The organism is Bacillus sp. Root920 (assembly GCF_001429445.1).
Lineage (GTDB): Bacteria > Bacillota > Bacilli > Bacillales > Bacillaceae > Bacillus > Bacillus safensis.
This window is the reverse complement of sequence record NZ_LMJV01000013.1, coordinates 1-23,601: the sequence shown is the minus strand read 5'-3', so window position 1 is coordinate 23,601 and position 23,601 is coordinate 1. Positions and strand designations below refer to the sequence as shown.

At 42.0% G+C, this 23,601-nt stretch carries 26 protein-coding genes, 2 pseudogenes and 1 riboswitch; of the genes and pseudogenes, 15 read left to right on the top strand and 13 right to left on the bottom strand.

Going from position 1 to position 23,601, the window contains the following annotated elements; all coding sequences use genetic code 11:
• Positions 1-38 precede the first annotated feature (38 nt).
• The 6 genes and pseudogenes from ASE42_RS17890 to ASE42_RS17870 form a co-directional block, all read right to left on the bottom strand.
• Positions 39-920, bottom strand: coding sequence for a glycerophosphodiester phosphodiesterase (locus tag ASE42_RS17890; protein WP_056768487.1), 882 nt, complete (start codon positions 918-920; stop codon positions 39-41).
• Between the two features lie 92 nt (positions 921-1,012).
• Complete coding sequence (gene glpT / locus ASE42_RS17885; protein ID WP_024424430.1) at positions 1,013-2,347, bottom strand: glycerol-3-phosphate transporter; 1,335 nt, start codon at positions 2,345-2,347, stop codon at positions 1,013-1,015.
• Between the two features lie 224 nt (positions 2,348-2,571).
• Complete coding sequence (locus ASE42_RS17880) at positions 2,572-3,342, bottom strand: SurA N-terminal domain-containing protein (RefSeq protein ID WP_056768484.1); 771 nt, start codon at positions 3,340-3,342, stop codon at positions 2,572-2,574.
• Positions 3,343-3,494: 152 nt separating this feature from the next.
• On the bottom strand, positions 3,495-5,378 hold the full coding sequence (locus ASE42_RS19400) for a thioredoxin domain-containing protein (RefSeq protein ID WP_056768482.1): 1,884 nt from the start codon (positions 5,376-5,378) through the stop codon (positions 3,495-3,497).
• A 9-nt stretch (positions 5,379-5,387) separates the two neighbouring features.
• Positions 5,388-5,569: pseudogene (locus ASE42_RS19395) on the bottom strand (DUF255 domain-containing protein); the annotation flags it as partial.
• Between the two features lie 145 nt (positions 5,570-5,714).
• Entirely contained in the window at positions 5,715-6,626 is a 912-nt protein-coding gene (locus tag ASE42_RS17870; RefSeq protein ID WP_056768481.1) for a DMT family transporter, read from the bottom strand.
• A gap of 135 nt (positions 6,627-6,761) precedes the next feature.
• On the opposite strand from ASE42_RS17870, the gene ASE42_RS17865 reads away from it, so the two are divergent.
• Positions 6,762-8,210 (top strand): PLP-dependent aminotransferase family protein, encoded by a 1,449-nt coding sequence (locus ASE42_RS17865; protein ID WP_056768480.1) that lies wholly within the window; start codon positions 6,762-6,764, stop codon positions 8,208-8,210.
• Here ASE42_RS17865 and ASE42_RS18875 read toward each other — a convergent pair.
• Entirely contained in the window at positions 8,181-8,402 is a 222-nt protein-coding gene (locus tag ASE42_RS18875; RefSeq protein ID WP_082580812.1) for a DUF255 domain-containing protein, read from the bottom strand. The genes ASE42_RS17865 and ASE42_RS18875 overlap by 30 nt on opposite strands.
• A 138-nt stretch (positions 8,403-8,540) precedes the next feature.
• Complete coding sequence (gene fabF, locus ASE42_RS17860; RefSeq protein WP_056768478.1) at positions 8,541-9,773, bottom strand: beta-ketoacyl-ACP synthase II; 1,233 nt, start codon at positions 9,771-9,773, stop codon at positions 8,541-8,543.
• Between the two features lie 103 nt (positions 9,774-9,876).
• Here fabF and ASE42_RS17855 point away from each other — a divergent pair, with 103 nt between their 5' ends.
• The gene (locus ASE42_RS17855; protein WP_024424426.1) at positions 9,877-10,713 is read left to right on the top strand and encodes a helix-turn-helix transcriptional regulator; all 837 of its coding nucleotides are present in this window, start codon (positions 9,877-9,879) and stop codon (positions 10,711-10,713) included.
• Positions 10,714-10,827: 114 nt separating this feature from the next.
• Here the strand turns inward: ASE42_RS17855 and ASE42_RS17850 are convergent, their stop codons facing one another.
• Together ASE42_RS17850 and ASE42_RS17845 are read right to left on the bottom strand one after the other, a co-directional pair.
• A complete protein-coding gene (locus tag ASE42_RS17850; protein ID WP_025092498.1) occupies positions 10,828-11,436 on the bottom strand; it encodes a transglutaminase-like domain-containing protein in 609 nt (202 codons plus the stop codon).
• Positions 11,437-11,476: 40 nt separating this feature from the next.
• Positions 11,477-11,984, bottom strand: a pseudogene (locus ASE42_RS17845) (hypothetical protein).
• A gap of 183 nt (positions 11,985-12,167) precedes the next feature.
• On the opposite strand from ASE42_RS17845, the gene ASE42_RS17840 reads away from it, so the two are divergent.
• From ASE42_RS17840 to ASE42_RS17810, 7 genes are all read left to right on the top strand, one after another.
• Positions 12,168-12,428, top strand: a complete 261-nt coding sequence (locus ASE42_RS17840; protein WP_003217059.1) for a metal-sensitive transcriptional regulator — start codon at positions 12,168-12,170, stop codon at positions 12,426-12,428.
• A 123-nt stretch (positions 12,429-12,551) separates the two neighbouring features.
• Positions 12,552-13,034 carry a DsrE/DsrF/DrsH-like family protein gene (locus ASE42_RS17835; protein WP_056768476.1) on the top strand — a complete coding sequence of 161 codons (483 nt, stop codon included), beginning with the start codon at positions 12,552-12,554 and terminating at the stop codon, positions 13,032-13,034.
• Positions 13,035-13,046: 12 nt separating this feature from the next.
• Positions 13,047-13,400: a rhodanese-like domain-containing protein gene (locus ASE42_RS17830; protein ID WP_056768474.1), complete on the top strand. Its 354-nt coding sequence runs from the start codon at positions 13,047-13,049 to the stop codon at positions 13,398-13,400.
• A 47-nt stretch (positions 13,401-13,447) separates the two neighbouring features.
• The gene (locus tag ASE42_RS17825; protein WP_056768472.1) at positions 13,448-14,002 is read left to right on the top strand and encodes a sulfurtransferase TusA family protein; all 555 of its coding nucleotides are present in this window, start codon (positions 13,448-13,450) and stop codon (positions 14,000-14,002) included.
• Between the two features lie 14 nt (positions 14,003-14,016).
• A complete protein-coding gene (locus tag ASE42_RS17820; protein ID WP_056768470.1) occupies positions 14,017-15,144 on the top strand; it encodes an MBL fold metallo-hydrolase in 1,128 nt (375 codons plus the stop codon).
• Between the two features lie 33 nt (positions 15,145-15,177).
• Positions 15,178-15,408 carry a sulfurtransferase TusA family protein gene (locus ASE42_RS17815; protein WP_024427452.1) on the top strand — a complete coding sequence of 77 codons (231 nt, stop codon included), beginning with the start codon at positions 15,178-15,180 and terminating at the stop codon, positions 15,406-15,408.
• 58 nt (positions 15,409-15,466) lie between these two features.
• The gene (locus tag ASE42_RS17810) at positions 15,467-16,243 is read left to right on the top strand and encodes a sulfite exporter TauE/SafE family protein (RefSeq protein WP_056768469.1); all 777 of its coding nucleotides are present in this window, start codon (positions 15,467-15,469) and stop codon (positions 16,241-16,243) included.
• Between the two features lie 35 nt (positions 16,244-16,278).
• On the opposite strand, the gene ASE42_RS19130 is transcribed toward ASE42_RS17810, so the two are convergent.
• Both ASE42_RS19130 and proS read right to left on the bottom strand, forming a co-directional pair.
• Complete coding sequence (locus ASE42_RS19130; protein ID WP_162860209.1) at positions 16,279-16,455, bottom strand: hypothetical protein; 177 nt, start codon at positions 16,453-16,455, stop codon at positions 16,279-16,281.
• A 143-nt stretch (positions 16,456-16,598) separates the two neighbouring features.
• Positions 16,599-18,032, bottom strand: coding sequence for a proline--tRNA ligase (gene proS, locus ASE42_RS17805; RefSeq protein ID WP_056768467.1), 1,434 nt, complete (start codon positions 18,030-18,032; stop codon positions 16,599-16,601).
• Between the two features lie 387 nt (positions 18,033-18,419).
• Positions 18,420-18,519, top strand: a riboswitch (purine riboswitch).
• Between the two features lie 77 nt (positions 18,520-18,596).
• Here proS and ASE42_RS17800 point away from each other — a divergent pair.
• Positions 18,597-19,769 (top strand): MFS transporter, encoded by a 1,173-nt coding sequence (locus ASE42_RS17800; RefSeq protein WP_025092506.1) that lies wholly within the window; start codon positions 18,597-18,599, stop codon positions 19,767-19,769.
• Between the two features lie 53 nt (positions 19,770-19,822).
• Here ASE42_RS17800 and ASE42_RS17795 read toward each other — a convergent pair whose 3' ends face one another.
• Positions 19,823-20,590, bottom strand: coding sequence for a GNAT family N-acetyltransferase (locus ASE42_RS17795; protein ID WP_056768464.1), 768 nt, complete (start codon positions 20,588-20,590; stop codon positions 19,823-19,825).
• A gap of 201 nt (positions 20,591-20,791) precedes the next feature.
• Between ASE42_RS17795 and ASE42_RS17790 the strand changes: the two genes are divergently transcribed.
• The 5 genes from ASE42_RS17790 to ASE42_RS17770 all read left to right on the top strand — a co-directional run bounded on the left by ASE42_RS17790 (position 20,792) and on the right by ASE42_RS17770 (position 23,399).
• Complete coding sequence (locus ASE42_RS17790; protein ID WP_041106150.1) at positions 20,792-21,250, top strand: MarR family transcriptional regulator; 459 nt, start codon at positions 20,792-20,794, stop codon at positions 21,248-21,250.
• 105 nt (positions 21,251-21,355) lie between these two features.
• Positions 21,356-21,586, top strand: coding sequence for a hypothetical protein (locus tag ASE42_RS17785; RefSeq protein WP_056768461.1), 231 nt, complete (start codon positions 21,356-21,358; stop codon positions 21,584-21,586).
• Positions 21,583-22,044 carry a DUF523 domain-containing protein gene (locus ASE42_RS17780; protein ID WP_056768458.1) on the top strand — a complete coding sequence of 154 codons (462 nt, stop codon included), beginning with the start codon at positions 21,583-21,585 and terminating at the stop codon, positions 22,042-22,044. Before ASE42_RS17785 ends, ASE42_RS17780 begins: the two co-directional genes overlap by 4 nt.
• Before the next feature lie 29 nt (positions 22,045-22,073).
• Positions 22,074-22,490, top strand: coding sequence for a DUF5301 domain-containing protein (locus tag ASE42_RS17775; protein WP_056768455.1), 417 nt, complete (start codon positions 22,074-22,076; stop codon positions 22,488-22,490).
• Between the two features lie 81 nt (positions 22,491-22,571).
• Entirely contained in the window at positions 22,572-23,399 is an 828-nt protein-coding gene (locus tag ASE42_RS17770) for an aldo/keto reductase (RefSeq protein ID WP_056768453.1), read from the top strand.
• The last annotated feature ends 202 nt before the right edge of the window (positions 23,400-23,601 follow it).

Genomic DNA, 23,601 nt, shown 5'->3' with positions numbered 1-23,601 from the left:
TCAAAAGCCTTGCGGAGCGGACCGCAAGGCTTTTGTTGTTACAACGAGGCTTTGACACGGTTAAAGACATCTGGATAGTTGGTGAAAAGGCCGGTGACGCCGTATTGCAGTAGACGGGTCATGTCTGCTTCGCTGTTTACCGTATATGGATGAAGGAGGAGTCCGTGGCTTCTGACCTGCTGGACGTTTTCAGGTGTTAATGCTCTGAAATTCGGTCCAACACCCACGGCGTACGTTTTGATAAAGTCGAGCTGATCGTCTGTGATGGATGTCATTTGGTTTCTGTCTAATAGCTGTACTTTTGGCAGGCGTGGGGCTAATTTCTGCAGCTTTAGCAGGCTGTCTTCACTAAATGATTGTATGATAACCTGCCCTTTTCTTGTGTGTTTCCCAAGAAGGTGATGTTTCTTTAAGGCGGCCAATAGTTTTTCTTCCATTTGCGGATAAAGGTCTGGTTTTTTTGTTTCAATATAATAATTCTCTCGTTTGCCGAAATAGCGCAGCACCTCATCTAATGTAAGGACTCTCTGTCCGATATAGTTGGCATTTTGTCTGTCGGGATTGGCTTCGTTAAACCATGTACCAGCATCAAGCTGTTTGATTTCAGCAAGTGTGAGGTCTTTGACCCAGCCTGTTCCGTTTGTGGTTCGGTCAACGGTTTCATCATGCATCACGATGAGATGTCCATCCTTTGTCATTTGAAGGTCGAGTTCGAGGTAATCTGCATTCATCTTTGTGGCGAGCTTGTAGGAAGCCAGGGTATGCTCTGGTGCATACCCTGATGCTCCGCGGTGTGCAACGGTTAAGATGCGATCTGGAGATAAAAGGTTTTCATGTGCCGATACGGTGGCCGGCACCCACGCAAAAGACAGTAAAGCAAAAGAGAGCAACACGAAAGCAAGTAATCTACTTTTCTTCATATTTTATCCTCCTTTTACGGTAACTGCCTCCATCATAAGAAATAGATGTAAAGAGCATGTTGGGCGGATATGAATCTTTTATGTGATTTTCATTAAGCTTGCTCTACGCGTTTTCCTGTATTCCATGTCATAGCGAGGAAAACAATCGCAAGCACACAAGAACCAACCAGTAAAATGAAGCCTCCTGTCCAGTCATAGTGATCGACGACGACGCCCATCATGGCATTGGCAAAGGCAGAGCCGCCTATGTAGCCGAAGAAGCCTGTCAGTCCGGCAGCAGTGCCAGCTGCTTTTTTTGGAGCGAGATCAATGGCTTGAAGTCCAATGAGCATGACCGGTCCGTAAATCAAAAAGCCGATGCTGATGAGGGCAATGTTATCGACCATTGGATTGCCTGCAGGGTTTAGCCAGTAAACAAGAACGGCAATTAACACCCCGGCCATAAAGATGACGCCAGCTGGTGCGCGGCGGCTTCTAAAGAAGCGGTCACTGATCCAGCCGCACAATAATGTACCGGGAATGCCTGCATATTCATAAAGAAAATAAGACCAGCGTGAATGCTCTGGTGAAAAGCCCTTTGCTTCTGTTAAGTAGGTCGGCGCCCAGTCAACGACACCGTAACGGACAAAGTACACAAACACGTTGGCAATGGCGATATACCATAGGAATTTATTGTTGAGTACATATTTAAATAAAATCTCTTTCACTGTTAATTCTTTTTCTTGATCCTCATAGTTTTGTGCCGGATAGTCATTTCGATATTCCTCGATTGGCGGAAGACCAGTGGATTGCGGGGTATCCCGTACGAGAAGAATGATCACGAAGGAGACGATAATGGCAATGATGGCAGGGAAGAAAAAGATACTTTTCCACGTTGCAAACAGTACAATTCCTAATGTGATAAGCGGTGCAAGAATTCCGCCGCCGATATTGTGAGCGACGTTCCAAATGGACATTTTCGTACCACGTTCACTAACCGAAAACCAGTGCGCCATCGTACGCCCGCATGGCGGCCACCCCATGCCTTGAAACCAGCCGTTTAAGAACATGAATAAAAACATGATCCATACACTGGATGTGACCCATGGAAATGAGACAAATAGGATATTGATAAGAGCTGATAAAAAGAGTCCGGCAGCTAAAAAGTATCTAGGGTTACAGCGGTCTGAGATCATCCCCATGATGAATTTACTAAAGCCATAAGCGATAGATACGGCTGCGAGTACAAAGCCTAATTCACTTTTCGTGAACCCCTCTTCCTGTAGATATGGAATGGCAAAAGCGAAATTTTTGCGCAGCAAATAGTAGCCCGCATACCCGATAAAGATGCCTAGAAAGACTTGCAGCCGCAGCCGCTTATACGTCTCATCTGTTTTGGCATCATCAAGCCTGTCGATATGTGGAGCAGGTTTAAACCATTTGAACATAAAGATCCTCCTTTTGTAGATGTCCGATTGACTGAAGCAAAAGTACGAGAATGGCTTTTGATCCTGTACCTTTTCAGAGACAAAAGAATTGTTAGCGCTTTCTTTTGTACTCCCATCATATCGGATGGAAGAGACGTTTATGATGAGGCTTTTGTCATAAATTTGGAAAAATGGTTCGTGAAGTAACAAAAAAATCCGCACAATGGCGGATTTTTTCTTAGCGGTTACAGAGTCACATTAATTTTCGCAGATTTCTTTAGTTTTTCAATTTCTTTTTGTACTTCTTTTTGCTTTTCTTGAGATTCTAGCTGTTTTTTTATTTGTGATTTAACCTCTTTGTATTCTGGTGCTTTTTGCTTTTGTTTTTTCATTTGATCTGCGTATTGATCATAGTACGCTTTGACGTCTTTCTCAGAGACGGAGGCTGATTTGATTTCTTTGTCGACATATTGGCTGTATTTGATGCTGTCGGCAATGTCGCTTTTCAGCTGATCCAATGTAAGTCCGCTCTTTTTCAGTGCTTCTTCGAATTGAGCGTTGTCTTTAAACTGTTTCTTTTCTTCCTTTAGCTGCTTATCTACCTCTTTGTCAGAGGCTTTGAAGCCCTTCTTCTCAGCATCTTGCAGGATGAGCTCTTGTCCTACGAGCGCATCAATGGTTTGTTTCTTGACTGCTTTCTCGCCTTCTTTAGAAGTTGGGTCTTGCCCGGACTGCTGAAGCTGGCCTTGAATGGTAGATAAGGCGCTATTGTATTCACTGCCTGTGATTTTGTCTTTGTTGACGGTCGCAACGACCTTTTGATCATCGATTTTTTGTGCGTCTAATTTCTTTTGCATTTCTTCCATTTGCTTTTGCTGCTCTTTTTGATCAGCCTGTGTTGTTTCCTTGTTTTTGGCTGAATCGTTTTGCTTATCTTGTTTGGCATCGTTTGACGAGCAGGCTGCAAGTCCAACAGATAACAAACAAGCGATGAGTGTGTATGAAACCTTTTTCATCATTTTCTCTCCCTTCGGTATGAGAACATCTAGTGCGCATTCTAACCGTTTTTTAGGAAAAATAAAACCGTACAGACAATTTGTTAGCGGATTGACATGTTTTTTATCTGTTTGTCCTCATTTTGTCTTCTCATAGTCATCTCATGACAAACTCAATTGTGGAATAATTGTTCCATCACTTCGTCGATATTGGTGATTGGCTGGCGGCAGCTGTAGTTTTCACAAATATACACGGTGGTTTTGCCATCGATTGTTTTGTAATCTTTTGTAAAGGGCGCGAGCTTCGCTAATTCTTTCCCTGTTTCGGCAGTCAATATGATATCAAATGGCACGAAGCGTTTTTGAAGCGCCTGTAAAAGCTGTTCTTTTTGAGGGTCGCCGTTTTTTCCGAGAATGATGATTTCTCTTTTCGTTGCATATTGACTTAGGAGCCCTTGCAGAAACGCTGTGTGTCCACTTGGGTAGGAAGAGACATCGACATAAAAGGCTTGGAACATCTGCTGTAATGTGTCTAGCCAATCCTGACGTCCGGTCAGTCTGCTTAGCATGAGAAGGTGCTTGAGTGCAGTGCTGTTGCCAGAAGGCATGGCACCGTCGTACACTTCTTTTTCTCGAACGATGAGCGCTTCCGCGTCTGATCCTGAGAAGAAAAAGCCCCCTTTTTCCTTGTCCCAAAACAGCTCAAACATGTTCTCGGCAATGGCTGTGGCTTTTTCCAGCCAATCTAATTCAAAGGTCGCTTCGTATAAAGACATATAGGCTTTTAACATATGCGCATAATCCTCGATAAAGCCGAGATGCTTCACGTCATCTTCTCTGTAGCGGACCATGAGCCGCTCATGTTGAACAAGATGTGTTTCTAGAAAAGACATCGCCTGCTTCGCCATATGGATCGCTTCCTCTTCATCAAAGACCCTTCCTGCTTTGGCGAGAGCTGCGATCATCAGCGCATTCCAAGATGTAAGCACCTTGTCATCGACAAGCGGCGCGGGTCGCTGCTGTCTGACTGATTGTAAAATATACCGGGCTTCTTGCAGCTTAGACTGAAGGGTTTTATCACCGATCGAAAAAGAGGCTTTGATGTCCTCAAAAGAGGTAGAAATGGTATGAGGGATGTTCTCCCCTTCAAAGTTCCCCTCTTCTGTGATGTGATAGACTTCGCAAAATAAATCGCCAAGCTCCTCCCCTAAATGGGTGATGATCTCATCTTTTGACCAGACGTAATATTGTCCTTCTTTCCCTTCAGAATCTGCATCTATCGCTGAATAAAATGAGCCGCCCGGATTCATCATATCTTGTTTAATAAATTGGATCAGGTGTTGGACAAGCTTTTTATACTCAGGTTTTGAGGTGAGCTGATACGCTTCTGTGTAAGCTTCCATCAGCAGCGCGTTATCATACAGCATTTTTTCAAAATGCGGCACAAGCCATTTTTCATCCGTCGAATAACGAGAAAAGCCGGAACCAATATGGTCATATATACCGCCATTTGCCATTCCATCTAACGTTTTCGTAACTGCATACAGCGCATTCTCCTGTTCAGTCCATTCGTAATAGCGCATCAGAAATGAGAGCATATGAGGTGCAGGAAATTTTGGTGCGGAGCCGAATCCGCCATACAGCGTATCAAAGCTGCTCATGAGCTGATAATAGGCTTTGTGAACTGCCTCTTGAGACAGTGTGTTTTCTGTCTGCCCAGCTGCTTTAATCCGCAAGTTATTTGTCGCTTTCTCAGCCAATGATTCAATATGATCTCGGTCGTTATGGTACGCATCCAGCAATTGTGTCAGTGCCTCGATGAAGCCAGGACGCCCGTATGCACTTCTTTTTGGGAAATATGTCCCCGCATAAAAAGGCTTTTGATCCGGCGTGACAAACACGTTGAGCGGCCAGCCGCCTTGACCCGTCATCATCTGACAAACAGACATATACATAGAGTCGATGTCTGGACGCTCCTCACGATCGACTTTAATCGAAATAAAATGCTCGTTTAAGATGTCAGCGACTTGTTGATCTTCAAAGCTTTCGTGTGCCATGACGTGGCACCAGTGACATGTTCCTTTGGTTATCCATACCCAATAGATACGAGAACAGGCTTGTTTTCGCGTTTCGCTTTTTGAAAAGCTTCTTCTCCCCAAGGGAACCAGTCCACAGGGTTATGAGCATGTTGAAGTAAATAAGGAGACTTCTCAGCGATTAATCTATTGGGTTTACTTTTGTTTGGCATGGGATCACCTGCTTTCTATTAATTTGTACGTTTAACATACCATAATTCCCTAAAAAAATTCATACACTCCATTTTGTGAATCAAACCCAAGTTATTAAAAAGGAGAACTGCTTATGACTCTATTTTCAGGGTTAACTTCATCACCTTATTGCTTTTTAGATAAGAAATAAGGAATTAAAATCTTTATCTTTTTATTTACTGTTAGATAGGAGAAACACACCCCGATGACTGTAACCATCCCGCCTGTCAGTGCAATAAACGTAGGTACTTCACCTAACCATACCCAAGAAATGGCCAAGGCTACGGCTGGTGTTAAATAAAGTGAAATTGTTGCTTCTGAAGCACCGACAAGTGAAGTTACATACGCAAGTGCAAAGTAAGGCACAACCGTTGGTAATAAACCTAAATAAACGATAGACAAAGTTGAGTTCATTGAAGCGTTCAAAAACTCTTCCACTAAGCCAGGCAGAAATACAAGCATAGGTATTGTCCCGCCCCAAATAGTGAATGTAACAAATGGAATAAATCCATATTTTTTTATATAGCGAGCTTGAAAAACGAAATAAATACTCTCCGAAAATGCTGCCAGCAGGATTAACAAAATGCCGTTCACTGAATTTGTATAGTTTCCCGCCCCAAATGAAATGATCAACACACCCAATAAACTTATAATAGAGCCGATCCATTTATAAGAACCAAAATGTTCACCAAAAAACAGACGAGATAACATTGCAGAAAAAATAGGTGTCATGGTCACGAGTAAGCTTGCTACCCCTGCGCTGACTGTTTTTTCTCCGATATTCAGCAAAATGTGATATAGTGTAAAACCTAAAAATCCTAAAGATAAAATAGCAGGGATATCCTTCATGTCGGGTAAATGCATATGAGTCAAAACAGCAAAAACCAACAATGCCATTGACCCAATCAACAAGCGAAACAAAGCGAGGTGTTCCGGCGTATAACTCTCCAAACCCGCGCGAATTCCCGGGAAAGCTGATGCCCACAACCCAATCATCAGACTGTAAGATATGCCGATTCGAATTGTTTTCTTTCGCATTTTTCTCACTCCTCTTTACAAAAACCAACCAGTTATTTAATGTGTTTCTATACTAATAAAGATTTGATGATATGACTTCAACCAGTTAAATAGATTTTGACCCAACCACTTTAGTTTTTAAGGAGGATACTTTTTATGAGCGCTTCAGAAGAAAGAAGGATGAGAAAGCTTCCTAAGTACATACAAATCATTCAATTTATAAAAGATAAAATAGGAAATGGAGAATGGCCGATTGGAAGTAAGATTCCAAGTCAGCGCACGCTTGCCAAACACTTTGAGGTGAATAGGAGCACAGTAATTACAGCTTTAGAGGAATTGATGGCGGACGGATTAATCGAAGGCAGAATGGGAAAAGGGACGGTTGTTACGAACAATACATGGACACTTTTGGCTAAGAATTCCGCCCCCGATTGGGATCAGTATGTAACCTCTGGAATCCAGCGGCCAAGCCAAAAAATCGTTCAAGAGATCAATAAATCAGAATCAAATTCTGATCTTATACAGCTCAGTAAAGGAGAACTTTCAAAGGAGATTTTTCCTTTAACTGCTATGAAAGAGATGATGGGAAAGGTATCTCAAAACATAGAGGCATTCGGATATGAGGAACCAAAAGGATATTTACCTTTGAGAGAGGCATTAAGTGGCTATTTAAGAACAATCGGAATTCAAGGCTCATCCTCTTCCATTCTTATTGTTTCGGGTGCGTTGCAAGCCTTACAGCTAATATCAATGGGGCTTTTACAAAGGGGATCGACCGTTTATCTTGACCAGCCGTCCTATCTTTATTCATTACACGTATTTCAATCAGCCGGTATGAAGCTGACTGGAGTTCCTATGGATAATGATGGACTTTTGCCGGAACATATCCACGTGGCAAGGGGGGAGCGGGGGAGGGCTATATTATATACAAATCCCTGTTTTCATAATCCAACCGGTATCTCAATGTCAGAACGGCGACGGGAAGAAATACTTGCGGCAAGTGAGAATGCACAGCTTCCCATTATTGAAGATGACATATATCGTGAGTTATGGATCGATGAGATTCCTCCAAATCCTATTAAAACAATAGATAAAAATGGGCATGTGCTTTACATAGGAAGTTTATCTAAGACATTAAGCCCCGGCTTAAGAATTGGATGGATCGTCGGTCCAGAATCAGTGATTGAACGTTTATCCGACATAAAAATGCAAACAGATTACGGCTCCAGTTCGTTATCCCAAAGAGTAGCGGCAGAGTGGTTTACATCCGGTGAATACCAACAACATCTAGAACAGGTGAGAAGTCAATTAAAGGTGAGAAGGCAATTGGTCATGAGTCTTTTAGAAACCAATTTGAAGAATGTTGCTACATGGAATATTCCGAAGGGAGGATTCTTTGTCTGGGTAAAAATATTGCCTTCACTATCTATGAAATCACTTTATACAAAAGCTTTGACAAAAGGGATACTTCTCAATCTCGGCAGTATCTATGCTCAAGAAAAGGGGAACTATATTCGCTTATCATATGCTTATGCATCTCTTGAAGACCTACAAAAGGGAATTTATGAATTGGGTTTAATGATTAAGGAATTGGCAAGCAGATAAATATATAATGAATACTAAAAGACAGTGACAAGTGGCGTAACCGATGCTGACAAGCACTGGTTTATTTTCACGTTTGGCTTTATCGAAGGCTTCTTGCCCCCACGGGTACCAGTGAACTGGGTTGTGGGCATGCTGAAGGAGATATGGTGATCTTTCATTGATGAGTGGGTTGGATGTTTCGTTGTTTGACATGGGTCACCTGCTTTCTAAATGTTTTTTAGTATTCTCTTTTCTCCATTTAATATATCAGATTGCTGAGGCTCGTCATCATTTGTCTGTGAGTGTTCCCAAAATGAAAAAATCAAGGGCTATAAACCCTTGATAGCTACATCAATCGTAATGCTTTAACAAGATGGCTGAATTATGTCCTCCAAAACCAAAAGAATTGGATAGCCCATATTTCAATGGAAGCTGTCTCGCTTCTAATACAACATCTAAGTTGCAGTCTGGATCTTGATTCTCTACATTAATAGTTGGCGGAATCATTCCTCGTCTCAAACTTTCCACTAAAGCAATGGCTTCTACTCCGCCAGCAGCACCAAACATATGCCCTGTCATTGATTTGTTTGCCGTTGTTGGAATTTCACCTGAACGATCACCAAATAATTTCTTAATAGCTAGAACTTCTGAACGATCACCTACTTGTGTACTTGTTGCATGAGCACTAATAACATCGATGTCATCTGTTGATATATTTGCACTTCTCAATGCTTTTTTCATGGCTAAGTAGGCACCTTTACCTTCTGGGTGGGATGCTACCATATGATGAGCGACTGAACTAGCTCCGTACCCAACTACTTCACATAGTATCGGCGCATCTCTAAGAATCGCGTTTTCTAATGATTCTAATACTAAGATACCTGCGCCTTCACTCATCACAAAGCCATCTCTATCTGTATCGAAGGGACGGCTTGCCCGGCTTGGGTCTTGGTTTCTAGTAGATAGTGCGTGTGCGTTTCCAAAACTGGCCAAAGATATCTGTGAAACAGCAGCTTCTGCTCCACCGGCAAATATAATATCTGCATCATCATTTCGGATCGCATTGAAAGCTTCACCAATAGCGGTGTTCCCAATAGAACAAGCTGTGACTGGTGACAATGATGGCCCTTGTGCCCCTAATCTAATGCTGATTTGGGCCGCAGCTGCATTTGAAATCATCATGGGGACAAGGCTGGGGCTTACTCTTGAGGGACCTCGTTTATCTAATACATTGACATGATCAACAAGCGATTGGATTCCCCCGATTCCTGAACCAACATATACGCCTAAACGTTCAAGATCAACTTGATCTAACTGTAATTGCGAATTTTCTAATGCTTGTTCGGCTGCTGCTAAGGCAAACTGACTAAAACGGTCTAATCGTTTTGCTTCTTTTCTTCCCAATATTTCATCTGCATCGAAATCACGAACGATTCCAGCTATTTTTGTTTTATAATCAGTTGTATCAAAAGAATCAATGAGAGATATTCCCGATTGTCCTTTGATTAGTTGATTCCAAAAGCTATTTACATCATTTCCAAGTGGAGAAATAATTCCCATTCCAGTAATGACAACTCTTTTCATGATCATTCCCTCCTTGTTTTTATTAACTTTAGCCATTGTGTTATCCTATTACAAGTTGTTGTTTATCCTAGTATAATTAATAATATTTTAAAGGGAGATCTTCATGAAACCTGAAACAAGACTTCAAGCATTATCAGAATTTCTAAAAAACCAACGTTCGAAAATTACGCCCCAAATGGTTGGTCTACCTGTAGGCACCCGCAGAAGAACACCAGGACTAAGAAGAGAAGAAGTGGCTCAACTAGCCGGTGTGAGTCTTACTTGGTATACATGGTTAGAGCAAGGAAGAGATATAAAGGTATCGACTTCGGTATTAGATGCGATTTCTCGTGCATTACAATTAAATAACGATGAAAGGAGATATTTGTACGCTTTAGCGTTAGAGGAAGGAGTGAAACAATCCTTTATCATTGAGAATGAGAAGGAAATCAGTCCGGCTTTAGTGAAAATTTTGCAGGAACTTCGTTATTGCCCGACGATTGTATCGGATAGAAGAAGTCAGATTGTTGGCTGGAATCAAGCAGCTGCGAATGTATTTTTGGACTTTGAACAAATCAATCCGGCAGAAAGGAATATCATACGCTTACTATTCGCAAGAAAGGAATTTAAAAGTTTAGCGGTGAATTGGGAGCATTTTGTTAGAGGATATATCGCCATATTTAGAACGTATTATGGACAGTATGTGGCAGATGACTGGTATGAGCAATTTATAGAAGAAATGGAGCAGGCATATCCTGAGTTTCGTAAAATCTGGAATGAAAATGAGATCAGCTATGCACCTGAAGTATTAATTGAATTTCGTCATGCTAAGGCAGGTAAAATGTTGTTTAATCTCACTTCATTACAAGTGTATGGAGATACTGATCTAAGATGCAGCGTCTATACTCCAGTTGAGGATACTGATACGGAGCTTAAGTTAAAACGTTTGATTGAAGGCTAGGTTTCGTTAATATAAAATAGATCCCAAGCCGTCAGTGACAAGGGACATAACCGATGCTAACAAGCACCGGTTTATTTTCACGTTTGGCTTTGTCGAAGGTTCTTGGCCCCAAGCCTATATCTTTTCTGGTAAATGGTGTTGATACATCTCAATAGCGTCTGTATGTTCTTTTAAAATACTCATTGTTTTTGGATGGGGTCTTACATATATCAAAGGATAGTCGACTTCATCTAATTCTTGTTGGGTATGAAAAGCTAATCTTTCATGATCCAGTGAGAATTGAGCATCAATTCCTGTTTTGTTGCCACGAGAGTCTAATCGAATCCATTTATTAAGTGATTGCAGAAATACTGCATTTAATGCGTGAATACAATATCCTTTATCTGGCGTATCGAACAACATTAATCGCTGGTAACAGAAACCTGTGGGTATTCCTTGTGAGCGCAATAGAGCAGCCAATAGGTTCGATTTTGCGTAGCAAATTCCCTCTTTATAAGTTAATACCTCTGATGCATGACAAGTCACTCGTTTGGATTGGATATCCCATGTATGGGGAATTTCATCTCGAACAAACTCATAGGCTGCTTTTGCTTTTTCTATTTCTGTCTGCAATGGATTGAAAAGTTCATTTGATTTTGCTCGAATAAGAGGATGAGAATAATCAACTTCAGCTAGTTCACATAAATAATCATCAAAATTTTTAGATTCACATGTCAAGTTCATGATAATGTCCCCTTTTCTCTATACTTTTACCGCAGGAGGTCTATTTCTTCACCAACACATATTGTAAGTTTTCTAATTCAAACATATCAATCAGTTCATCGATCTCTTTAAAATCGATATGTTTTCCAAATCGTTTTTTGCTTAGGTCAATTTCTACATCCAATTGATCATCCTTTTCTTTCGTTTCGAGTCCATCTACACAAGAATAGATTTCGATGGTTTCTCCTTTTGACAGCTCTTTTTTCAATGAATTTAAAAAGTGCACGAAGAGAATGAATGATGTCTAATTCATAAACAAAAGGATGCGTGAATTTGTTTCTTACCGCTTCATAGACGGGATCTAGATAATCAATGTGAATACCTTCGAAATCCTCTTCTGTTTCAAATACTTCTATCAAAAGTTCTTCTTTTTGATAGGTTTTTGGCTTTTTTTGTTTTTTATCAAACATGTTGATATTGAGTTCAGAGAATGGTTTATAGGTAGGATTTTGACCAATGGTACCAAGCGGCAGTTCTTTGTTTGAACCAATATAATGATGTAAAGTCATGGGCTGTCCTCTTTTCTTCAATGATTTCTCGTTCGTTGATTATTTTCTTTTTATCAATAAATGGTGGAATGTGCAATTCTTTTCACATACGTTCTCTACAAAAGAGAAAGGCAAGTCGTTTGACTAAATACCTCTTAGGGTATACTATCTGTTCATAGAAAAAATAGAAAGGGGTATTTGTGAATGGAATATAATCAACAGATGAAGAACCGTCTTCGCCGGATTGAGGGGCAGATTAAAGGGGTTCTTGCGATGATGGAGCAGGGAAAGGATTGTCGCGAGGTGGTGACGCAGCTGTCTGCATCACGCAATGCCATTGATCGTGCAATGGGTGTGATTGTGAGTACAAATCTTGAACAATGTGTCCGTGAAAGCCTTGAACAAGGCAAGGATACGGAGGGGCTTGTGAAAGAAGCGGTTGAGCTATTGGTGAAAAGCCGGTAAAAAATTCTTCAGCCTTTGAAGGTTGACGGATTTTTTTACTTGTTATAATATACCCTTACCGGTATGTGTATATATTTTTTGGTTTTTATATACCCCCATGGGTAATGATGAAGGAGGAGCAGAATGGAAGGACAGAAGAAACGCACGACGATTGTGCTATTTAGTGGAGATTATGATAAAGCGATGGCGGCATACATTATTGCCAATGGTGCAGCAGCCTATGATCATGAGGTGACGATTTTTCATACCTTTTGGGGGCTGAATGCCTTGCGCAAGGATGAAATGGTGCCAATGAAAAAAGGTTTTTTAGAAAAAATGTTTGGCAAGATGATGCCGCGCGGGGCTGATCGAATGGGCATTTCAAAGATGAATTTTGCTGGAATGGGTCCAAAAATGATTAAGCACGTGATCAAAAAGCACAATGCCATGACCTTGCCGCAGCTCATTGATATGGCGAAGGAACAGGAGATTAATCTCGTAGCATGTACAATGACGATGGACCTTTTAGGGCTGCAGGAGAAAGAATTATTAGATGACATTCAATATGCTGGTGTGGCCGCTTATTTAGCAGAGGCTGAAATCGGAAGTGTGAATTTATTTATTTAGTGAGGTGATGAAATGATTCAAACGATTTTGTTCATCCTGGTGATTGGCTTACTCGTGAGCCGGTTCCTGCCGGTACGAGGTGTGAACCAAATGGATGCAGCTGATATGAAGAAAAAACTGAAAAACCAAGGTCAACAGCTCATTGACGTACGATCACCAGTAGAATTTCAAACAAACCATATTAAAGGGTTTCGAAACATTCCTTTACCTCAGCTAAAAGAACAAGCAAATCAGCTTGCGAAAGACAAAGAGGTCTATGTGATATGCCAAAGCGGAATGAGAAGTATGCAGGCAGCGAAAATATTGAAGAAGCAAGGATTTACTCATATTACAAACATCAAGGGTGGTATGAATGCTTGGCATTAAGCACGCATGAAAATATACCACCACCCCTATATAAAGGAGGACATCACATGCAGCAACCAACAGTCATTTTAGATGCAAAAGGATTGGCATGCCCGATGCCGATTGTGAAAACAAAAAAACAAATGAATGAGCTTTTGCCAGGAGATGTACTTGAAGTGCAAGCTACCGATAAAGGATCAGCAGCGGATTTAGCGGCTTGGTCAAAAAGTGCCGGCCATGAGTTTTTAGGAACAAAAGTAGAAGGACAGGTGCTTCATCATTTGATTCGTAAGGGCGGAGCGCAAGAGGAAGAGTCCATGATTTCGGAAATATCTTTGAATGCCTTTCAACAGAAGGTAAAAGAAGATCAATCTCTGTTTATTTTGGATGTACGAGAGCTGGATGAATACGAAACGGGGCATATCCCAGGAGCTGTTCATATCCCGCTTGGTGAGGTGGAACATCGTGCTGAGGAGTTAACAAGAGAATCGGACATTTATCTCATCTGTCATTCAGGCAGAAGAAGTGAATTAGCTGCGCAAAAGCTAAAAGAGAAAGGATTTCAACAATTAATCAATGTGGTGCCAGGCATGAATAGCTGGACAGGAGCCATTGAAAAATAGGAGCTGAATAAAACATGACGGTAAAAGCCATGACTGCAGAGCAGTTAACAAAAAAGATCGTGGGCAAAGAGCCGCTCTTTTTGCTAGATGTGCGAAATCAAGCAGATGTGCAGGACTGGAAGATTGAAGGGGAAGCAATCGTTGATATGAATGTGCCTTATTTTGATCTGCTTGACGGAGTAGAGGGTCTTTTACAGCACATTCCTAGTGACCATGAAGTATTGGTGGTTTGTGCTAAGGAAGGTTCCTCTATCCTGGTGGCGGAGATGCTGTCAGAGGCTGGCGTGCCTGTTCATTATTTGCAGGGCGGCATGAAGGCATGGAGTGAGCATCTAGAGCCAGTGAAAATAGGTGATTTAAGTGGCGGTGGAGAGCTGTATCAATTTGTACGGATGGGCAAAGGGTGTCTGTCCTATATGATCGTGTCCAATGGAGAAGCCGCGGTTGTAGATGCAGCTCGAATGACGGAGATCTATATCGATTTTGCGAAAAAGCATGATGTCTCTGTGACGCATGTGTTGGATACTCACCTTCATGCGGATCATATTTCTGGTGGGAAAAAGCTGGCTGAACTAACGGGTGCTACCTACTGGCTGCCGCCAAAAGATGCAGAAGAGGTAACCTTTGAATATGAACGTCTTGAAGAAGGACAGCAGATAACGATTGGAACAGCTTCTATTGATATTCAACCCATTTATTCCCCGGGACATACAATCGGCTCAACATCTTTTATCGTAGACAATCAATATCTTCTTTCAGGTGATATTTTGTTTATTGATTCAATTGGAAGACCTGATCTTGCTGGAATGGCGGAGGACTGGGTAGATAATTTGAGAGAGACGCTTTATGAACGGTATATGGCGTTTTCAAAGGAATACATCGTTCTGCCTGCGCACTTCATGACCATCGAAGAAATGAATGAAGACGGCAGTGTTTGTAAGGAGCTCGGCTCACTTTTAAAAGAAAATCATGGGCTCCATATTGAAGATCAACATGTGTTTAGAAAGATGGTGACGGAAGGTCTGCCTGCACAGCCGCATGCCTTCCAAGAGATTCGTCAAGCCAATATGGGGAAGCTGAACCCAGATGTGGAAGAGCAACGTGAAATGGAAATGGGTCCAAACCGTTGTGCGATTCGATAATGTCCAATAAAATAAGAGAAGAGGAACGATTAAATGACATCTGATCAACTATTAGACGTAACAGGGCTCGCATGCCCAATGCCGATTATTCGAACGAAGAAAAAAATGAACGACTTGGCGGAAGGTCAAGTTTTAGAAATACATGCAACAGATAAAGGGGCTAAAGCTGACTTAGCCGCATGGGCGAAGTCAAGCGGACATGAATTGATCACGCAGACAGAAGAAGGTCACGTGTTGAAGTTCTGGATGAGAAAAGGGTCCTAAAGGATGTAGGGGTATCTGCTGAAGATCCCCTTTTCCTTTTGCAAAGGAGGAGACCAGCGTGGATTTTGCATTTTTGATTACACTTTTTATCATCGGATGTATTGGTTCCTTCTTATCAGGGATGGTGGGGATCGGCGGATCTGTGATCAACTATCCCATGCTGCTTTATATCCCGCCTCTTCTCGGTGTGATGGCACTATCAGCACACGAGGTATCAGGGATTGGCGCCATTCAAGTGCTTTTTTCGACACTGGGTGGTGTACTTGCTTATCGGAAAAGCGGATTTTTACATCGCTCGCTGATTTTATATATGGGAAGCAGTATATTGGCGGGCAGCTTATTAGGCAGTTATGTATCACATTTTATGCCGGAGAAAGGGATGAACCTCGTCTATGGATTACTCGCCATTGTAGCGGTTATTCTCATGCTGATTCCGAAAAAAGGGCAGCGTGCAGACGCAGAGGGAGAAGTCACTTTTCATAAAGGGCTGGCATCAGCTATTGCCTTTGTGATTGGGAGTGTTTCAGGGGTATTAGGTGCAGGCGGCGCATTTATTTTAGTGCCTGTGATGCTGTCTATTTTAAAAATACCTGTCCGGATGACGATTGCGTCGTCACTTGCGATTACGTTTCTTTCTGCGATAGGCGCATCGACTGGAAAGGTATTGACGGGTCAGGTCATGCTTCTTCCTGCTGTTGTGCTGATGGCGGCAAGTTTGGTGGCAGCTCCGATTGGTGCGAAGGTCGGTCAGAAAATCAATGCCGTCTACTTGCAATGGGCACTTGCTGTGATGATTACGGCGACAGCGGTCAAAATTTGGCTGGATATTTTATAAAGAAAAGACCAACAAAGCAAACATGTTGGTCTTTTTTATTGGACGTCATCGTGCTCGATATACGTTTCTAGTGCGGGGTGGTACTCTTTTTGATAATGAAGGTTGGGACATGTTTTCACGACTTTGCCTTGCAGGGCATTGGACTTTGAGACTTCTAATGCGGATTTACATTTAGGACAGCGTTCGGCAAAGAATGAGGGCCAGCGTTTCATGTATCACCACTCCAGTTAATGTCTTAAAAACCGATTATATTAATATGAATTATAGGGGATCATGCAGGTGAGGTCAATGGGTGTTTGGGTCTTTTTAACAAAAAAGAAGCATCATGAGAGATGCTCCTTTATCGTTCATATTCTTAATAGGCTTTCGCCCAGAACACCATATCAGATGCAGGCTTGCCGCAGCAGACACATGTGTCAGAAATGGTTTCCTGTTCGAATGGGATACAGCGTGAGGTCGCGCCTGTTCTTTCTTTAATGTCGTTTTCACAGGCTTCATCACCGCACCACATGGCTTTAATCAATCGGTTTTCTTCCGCAAGAAGTTGCTCAATGTCTTCGATTGTGTGGGCGTGTGATGTCTTTTCGTGTAATCGTTCTTTCGCTTTTTCGTACATCGTCCGCTGGATGTCTTCAAGTGTTGCTGTGATGGTTTGTTCAAGTGCATCTAACGTGACAGCTTGCTTTTCACCAGTGTCTCGTCTTGCGAGCATCACTTGTCCTTTTTCGATGTCCTTTGGTCCTACTTCTACACGTAGCGGAATACCCTGCATTTCACACTCGTTGAATTTCCAGCCTGGCTGTTTATCGGTTGCGTCGATGTCAGCACGTGCGATGCGGGCGAGGCGATTCTTCAATTCGTAGGCATGATCCAGTACCCCTTCTTTATGAGAAGCGATTGGCACGATACGCACTTGGGTTGGCGCAATATTTGGCGGGAGGACGAGCCCTCTGTCATCGCCATGCACCATGATCATAGCGCCGATAATTCTTGTTGTGAAACCCCAAGAGGTTTGCTGGACATGCTCTAGTTTTCCTTCACGGTTTAAGAATTCGATGCCAAATGCTTTGGCAAATCCGTTCCCGAAGAAATGAGAAGTGGCAGTTTGCAGCGCTTTTCCGTCATGCATCAAGCTTTCAACCGTATAGGTGAAGCGAGCGCCGGCGAATTTTTCCTTCTCTGTTTTTCTCCCTTTAATGACAGGAATGGCAAGGAGATCTTCGCAAAGAGAAGCGTAAGTGTGAAGCATTCTTTCTGTTTCTTCAATCGCTTCTTGCTCAGTCTCATGGCACGTGTGCCCTTCCTGCCATAGGAATTCAAGGGTTCTGAGGAAGGGACGTGTTGTCTTTTCCCAGCGGACAACATTGGCCCATTGGTTATATAGCTTCGGTAAATCACGGTAGGAATGAATAATGTTTTTGTAATGCTCAGCGAACAGCACTTCAGAGGTTGGTCTGACGCAGAGCCTTTCTTGTAATTCGGATTCACCGCCGTGTGTCACCCACGCCACTTCAGGAGCAAAGCCTTCGATATGATCTTTTTCCTGCTGAAGCAGGCTCTCTGGGATAAAAAGCGGCATATAGACATTCTCATGACCCGTTTCTTTAATTTGGCGGTCAAGTTCGTCGCGAATATTCTCCCAGATTTTAAAGCCGTACGGCTGAATGATCATACTGCCTCTCACGCTTGAATAATCGACGAGCCTTGCCTTTGTGACAACATCTGTATACCACTGGGCAAAGTCGTCTTCCATGCTTGTAATTTTCTCAACAAATTGTTTTTTTGACATTGCAGGTTCCTCCTTTTTAAAAACAAAAAAGCTGTACTTTAAGTTAGGGACCATTCCTGGTGGTACCACCCTAATTTAAAGCACAGCTTTACACTTAATCATGATAACGGTATGAACCGCTGTATGAAACAGAACTAAATCGGCAGGTTCACTTGAAGATGTCAGTAGGAACTTCTCAGCACCGTTCCCTCTCTGTTAAAGATCGATTCAAGCTACTATTCCAGATCTACGTTGATCCTTGTTCGTTGATTTTTCATCAGTTTACCTGTAAATGGGGGAGAAAGCAAGTTGTTCTGATTCCTTTTACAGCGCCTTTTGTTTAGGTAACGGAATGGTAGTATTTTTCTATTTTTACAGCTTGCGAGTTATGTAAGGCTATGCTAATATATGTGAAGAAAAAAATAGACTTGTATAACCTCAATAATATGGTTTGAGGGTTTCTACCAGGATCCGATAAATCCTGATTACAAAAGCGCGCTTTCCTTTTTTGTAATCAGGGTTTTTTTGTTTGTCTGCACCCTGTATCAAAAGTGAAAGCGATGATATACAGAAGGGATGTTAGACATGAACTGGAGAGTATATTTATTAGCCGTTTCTACTTTTGCGGTTGGATTAGTTGAGCTTGTGGTCGGAGGCATTCTGCCAAGTCTTGCAGAGGATTTGAATGTGTCTCTTGCAACAGCCGGACAGCTTATTACGGTATTTGCAATTGTGTATGCCATTTCAGCACCCGTGCTGCTGACCGCTACAGCCAAAATCGAACGAAAGCGCCTTTATTTAATCGCGTTATTGGTGTTTACATTAGGGAATGTGTTCACTTATTTTAGTTCGACCTTTGCCCTTGTCATGATATCAAGGGTGTTGATCGCGATGAGCACAGCGCTAGTGGTGGTGTTGTCACTGACGATCACTGCTAAATTGGTGGAACCAGCGCATCGTGCGAAGGCATTAGGGCTGATTTTTATTGGTATTAGCTCCTCACTTGTTCTCGGTGTACCGATCGGTATTTTTATTACAGAGAGCTTTGGCTGGAGAGTGATGTTTTTAGGAATCAGTATTCTTTCTGCCATATCGATGGTGCTGATCTATTTTCTATTGGAAAAAATGCCTGTTGAAAAAGTGACGCCTCTTAGAGAGCAGATTCGTTCTTTAGGGCATCCGAAGATTTTTAGTGCACACTTGATCAGTTTGTTTATGCTTGCAGGCCATTATATGCTTTATTCTTATTTCACTCCATTTCTGATGGAAGTTCTGCATATGACCCCGTTTTGGATTAGTATTTGTTATTTGATCTTCGGGCTTGCGTCTATAGGCGGGAATGGATTTGGCGGCTGGCTGAGTGACAAACTGGGTTCAGGAAAAGCGATTTTGCTTGTGACAATCGCGTTTGCGGTTGTCATGTTTACCATTCCTTATACAGCGGGGGTGTTCGCGCTCTTTATGGTCATGGTTGTCCTTTGGGGTGCGCTCAGCTGGGCACTGACGCCTGCTTTGCAGAGTTATTTGATTCAAACAGATCCTGTGACGTCTGATATTCAGCAGAGCTTAAATACATCGGCTTTGCAAATCGGCATTTCGATTGGATCTGCGGTTGGCGGAGTCATGTTTACGATGACCGGTTCATCTGTTGATCTGGCTAAATTCGGTGCTGTGTTTGTACTGATTGCCTTTAGCTGTGCGGTGATTTCGCTGAAGAGACCGCCGCTTTATATGGATCGTCAGCATCATGCTGAATAGCTGCCTAAAGATAGGCAGCTTTTTTATGTTCATTTCAAAGGGAAAGTACCTTTCTATTCAAAGACGGCCATTTCGCCGATTGGTTGGAAGCCGGCACGCTGGTAAATATTTTTGCCGTCTGCTGATGCTTGTAAGATGACACATTTTTGTTTATTCTCTGTCTGGGTTAGAAGGTAATGAAACATGTCACTGCCAAGTCCTTTTCCGCGGTGTTCGGCCCTTGTCATGACATCATAAATACCGTAGCTGTCGTTTGCCTCGAATAATAAGCCTGTTGTGACCGGCTTTTGGTGTTCATACCCCACGAACATGCGAGCTTTTGAGTGTAATGCTTCAATCGAAAAACGCTGGAAATAGTCTTCTAAGGCGGCGGCCTCTTTCGACCCTTTGAATAGTTCAATAAAGATATGTTTGTAATCAAAGAGTGTCTGCTCATCAAGAACTTCCTTGATTGTAAGTGCTGGGGATGTGACTGGATCAATGTCACCTGTATGCTCTAGCATCATGATGGTATTGCGTTCGACCTCTTGAAGCTGATATTCCTTTAATAAATCAGCCCAATCAGGATGGAGTAAACGGTGATCAACCCATGTGCTGAAGATGAGTTTCTGTGACCGCATGTGTTCAATGGCTGCTTTCACTTTTTTTGGATCTTGGATTTGAGCTGATGTCGGTAAGAGCAAATTGAACGTGTCAGTCGATATATGAGTATTTGATAGAACGAAATCGTCCGATGCAAGGAAGGTTCCGTTTACAGCAGAGGAAAACAGGTGTATCTTTTCTTCTAACTGGCGAATGGCCATTTGTTGTTCAGGTTTCATTTAGCTCACCTTTTCATTTTGATAAATTGGATGACATCCCCATGATTATAGCATGTGACTGGTTGAGGGGAATCTAGTATAAAAGTACATATGCAATTTTCAGGTCCGATGTCCTATTATTTTACTCACATCGACATTTCTTTTGACTCCTTTCTTCATTATTAGTACCATTTTATTAACCAGTTAAGAGTGGAGGTTCAGATGGAAACAAAAGAGCAGATTGTATTAAAAGCGATTCAAGATCTGATTATGCATAGGGAAAAGAGACGGAATGATCCAACAGATCCACTGATTACCACGACTGATACACTCAAACAAGAATGGACACTCACACAGCTTCACATTTTATCGATGATTCAAGCCAATCCAAACGAATCAAACAATACATTTCTATCTCAACAACTAAAACTATCAAAGCCAGCTATTACAAAGGCTGTGAAAAAACTAATTGAAAAAGGCATGGTGGACTATTGCCACCGGCAGGGTGATAAGAAATCTGTCTATTATTCTTTGACAGAGGAAGGAAAGCAATTGGCAGCGCTTCATGATGAACTACATGAAAATGCAGTCACGTCCTATTTAGAATTTCTACAGCAGTTTCATGAAGATGAATTACAAGTGATTGAGCGTTTCTTAAAGGCTTGGAAAGAAAAGATATAGATAAAAAACCGAAACCATCGTAAAGAGGAGATGATTTCGGTTTTTTATGGTAAAATTAACATATATTGATGTTATTCGAGGCCATGAAGAAAGGGAGGGAGCTCATTGGAGAAAGAAATGATAGAAAATTATAAAAAATACGTATTCATCATGCCATTCGTGGGATTGTTTGTCAGCGTGCTATTATTTGTTTATTTTTTTGGTATTGCAGGACCTGGAGAACCAATTTGGGGTGCTGCTTTGTATTGTGCTCTGCCCTTTTTGGTGAATACGATATGTTTCTTGCCTTTATGTATTTATTTTAAAGTCAGCAAAAAAAGTGAGGAACATACATGATTGTCGTCAGTGCTTGTCTTGCTGGGTTGAAGGTTCGGTATAATGGCAGCCATCGATTAGATCAGCGAATTGAGGAGCTTGTTCAGGAAGAAAAGGCTGTGACAGTTTGTCCTGAACTGCTTGGCGGCCTTTCCACGCCAAGGCCTCCCGCAGAAATCATTGGCGGAGACGGACATGATGTATTACAGGGCCTCGCCTCCGTGATTGATGTACATGGAAATGATGTCACGGAGATGTATGTAAAAGGCGCGAAGGCCGCGCTGGAACAGGTTCAGTCTCTAAAAGCGACGGCAGTTGTGTTAAAAGAGTACAGCCCCTCCTGCGGCAGCCGGATGATTTATCGTGGAGATTTTAACGGGGGGACAAAAGCTGGAGATGGAGTGACATCCGCCTTGCTTAAACAGCACGGAATTCAGGTATTTTCTGAGGAGGATGATTGGACTTCACTGTTTTTATAGGTGTGGTGTGAATAGAAGGAGGAGTTAGGTTGAAAAAGTGGATGATTGGTTTAGTCGTCATTATTTTATTAGGAATTGGTATTTATTTTCTAATCAATGCAAAAACATACTCTTTTGATGATGTGGCCTCAATTGATCAAAACAAGGTGACTTCGATTCAAATTGAGCATGATAATGAGCGTGTTATGGTTGAAAAGAAAGAGGATATTCAAAAGCTGCTGAAGGAATTTTCGGGTATGAAATTAAAGAAGGTGAATGACTCTAAAAAAGACACAAAAGAGTCTTATTGGATCAGGGTGTTAGAGGATGGCAAAGCGACATACGGATTCATCTTTTATGATCAAGCTTATTTAGAAACATATGATGGTTCTAAAACAAAAAATCGGATCAGCGAATATCAAATCGTTGACACCAATCAAGTTGATATAGGAAAATATATCAAATAGATCAGCCAGAATTTCATGCATGATCAATCGAAAATTAGGGTATAGTGCTTGGTAGTTAAAAATGAAGCGGAGGTTTGTTTGATGAGTGGATTAACAGATACAGTCACATTAGCAAACGGAGTAAAAATGCCGAAGCTAGGCTTTGGTGTATGGCAGGTAAAAGATGGAGATGAGGCTGTAAATGCCGTCAAAGAAGCTCTTGAAGCGGGCTACCGCAGCATTGATACAGCAGCAGCCTATCAAAATGAAGAAGGAGTAGGCAAAGCCATTCAGCAATCAGGCATTTCGCGCGATGATCTATTCATTACGACAAAGGTCTGGAATAATGATCAAGGCTATGAATCAACACTCGAAGCCTTTGAAACAAGTATGGACAAGCTGGGGCTAGATGTATTAGACCTTTATTTAATTCATTGGCCAGTTGAAGGCAAATATAAAGAAACATGGAAAGCGCTAGAGAAACTATATAAGGATGGACGCGTTCGAGCGATCGGAGTGTGTAATTTCCATCAGCATCATTTAGAGGATTTATTGGAAGAGGCAGAAGTTGTGCCAATGGTGAATCAAATCGAGCTGCATCCGAAGCTGACGCAGGAGCCTTTACGAGACTACTGCAAATCGAAAGGAATTCATGTTGAGGCGTGGTCGCCATTAGGAAGCGGGAAGCTTCTAAACCATCCTGTTCTTCAGGATATCGCGAAAAAACATGACAAGTCAGTAGCGCAAGTGATCCTTCGCTGGGACTTGCAGCATGGCATTATCACCATTCCAAAATCTGTGACAAAGAGCCGAATCATCGAAAACACACAAGTCTTCGATTTCGAGCTGTCCGCACGTGAGATGGGTGTCATTGATCAGCTCAATGAAGATGAGCGCACAGGTCCAGATCCAGATAACTTTGATTTTTAATCGAAAGAAAAGCACAGGTGCGATGGGACTGACCCCATAAGATGAGACAAATAAAAAACACCTTCAAGTTTGAAAACGGATCGTTGTGATCCGAAATAAAACATGGAGGTGTTTTTTCTATGGGGACAAGAGTGAGTTATCCGGTTGAAGTCAAACAGAAGGCTGTAGAAATGAGATTGGCAGGCGTATCAATGAAAGAGAT

Bases quoted from the DNA above. Each gene is read 5' to 3' on its own strand.
- ASE42_RS17890 (WP_056768487.1), bottom strand. From the start codon at position 920: ATGAAGAAAAGTAGATTACTTGCTTTCGTGTTGCTCTCTTTTGCTTTA.
- glpT (WP_024424430.1), bottom strand. From the start codon at position 2,347: ATGTTCAAATGGTTTAAACCTGCTCCACATATCGACAGGCTTGATGAT.
- ASE42_RS17880 (WP_056768484.1), bottom strand. From the start codon at position 3,342: ATGAAAAAGGTTTCATACACACTCATCGCTTGTTTGTTATCTGTTGGA.
- ASE42_RS19400 (WP_056768482.1), bottom strand. From the start codon at position 5,378: ATGGCACACGAAAGCTTTGAAGATCAACAAGTCGCTGACATCTTAAAC.
- ASE42_RS17870 (WP_056768481.1), bottom strand. From the start codon at position 6,626: ATGCGAAAGAAAACAATTCGAATCGGCATATCTTACAGTCTGATGATT.
- ASE42_RS17865 (WP_056768480.1), top strand. From the start codon at position 6,762: ATGAGCGCTTCAGAAGAAAGAAGGATGAGAAAGCTTCCTAAGTACATA.
- ASE42_RS18875 (WP_082580812.1), bottom strand. From the start codon at position 8,402: ATGTCAAACAACGAAACATCCAACCCACTCATCAATGAAAGATCACCA.
- fabF (WP_056768478.1), bottom strand. From the start codon at position 9,773: ATGAAAAGAGTTGTCATTACTGGAATGGGAATTATTTCTCCACTTGGA.
- ASE42_RS17855 (WP_024424426.1), top strand. From the start codon at position 9,877: ATGAAACCTGAAACAAGACTTCAAGCATTATCAGAATTTCTAAAAAAC.
- ASE42_RS17850 (WP_025092498.1), bottom strand. From the start codon at position 11,436: ATGAACTTGACATGTGAATCTAAAAATTTTGATGATTATTTATGTGAA.
- ASE42_RS17840 (WP_003217059.1), top strand. From the start codon at position 12,168: ATGGAATATAATCAACAGATGAAGAACCGTCTTCGCCGGATTGAGGGG.
- ASE42_RS17835 (WP_056768476.1), top strand. From the start codon at position 12,552: ATGGAAGGACAGAAGAAACGCACGACGATTGTGCTATTTAGTGGAGAT.
- ASE42_RS17830 (WP_056768474.1), top strand. From the start codon at position 13,047: ATGATTCAAACGATTTTGTTCATCCTGGTGATTGGCTTACTCGTGAGC.
- ASE42_RS17825 (WP_056768472.1), top strand. From the start codon at position 13,448: ATGCAGCAACCAACAGTCATTTTAGATGCAAAAGGATTGGCATGCCCG.
- ASE42_RS17820 (WP_056768470.1), top strand. From the start codon at position 14,017: ATGACGGTAAAAGCCATGACTGCAGAGCAGTTAACAAAAAAGATCGTG.
- ASE42_RS17815 (WP_024427452.1), top strand. From the start codon at position 15,178: ATGACATCTGATCAACTATTAGACGTAACAGGGCTCGCATGCCCAATG.
- ASE42_RS19130 (WP_162860209.1), bottom strand. From the start codon at position 16,455: ATGAAACGCTGGCCCTCATTCTTTGCCGAACGCTGTCCTAAATGTAAA.
- proS (WP_056768467.1), bottom strand. From the start codon at position 18,032: ATGTCAAAAAAACAATTTGTTGAGAAAATTACAAGCATGGAAGACGAC.
- ASE42_RS17800 (WP_025092506.1), top strand. From the start codon at position 18,597: ATGAACTGGAGAGTATATTTATTAGCCGTTTCTACTTTTGCGGTTGGA.
- ASE42_RS17795 (WP_056768464.1), bottom strand. From the start codon at position 20,590: ATGAAACCTGAACAACAAATGGCCATTCGCCAGTTAGAAGAAAAGATA.
- ASE42_RS17790 (WP_041106150.1), top strand. From the start codon at position 20,792: ATGGAAACAAAAGAGCAGATTGTATTAAAAGCGATTCAAGATCTGATT.
- ASE42_RS17780 (WP_056768458.1), top strand. From the start codon at position 21,583: ATGATTGTCGTCAGTGCTTGTCTTGCTGGGTTGAAGGTTCGGTATAAT.
- ASE42_RS17770 (WP_056768453.1), top strand. From the start codon at position 22,572: ATGAGTGGATTAACAGATACAGTCACATTAGCAAACGGAGTAAAAATG.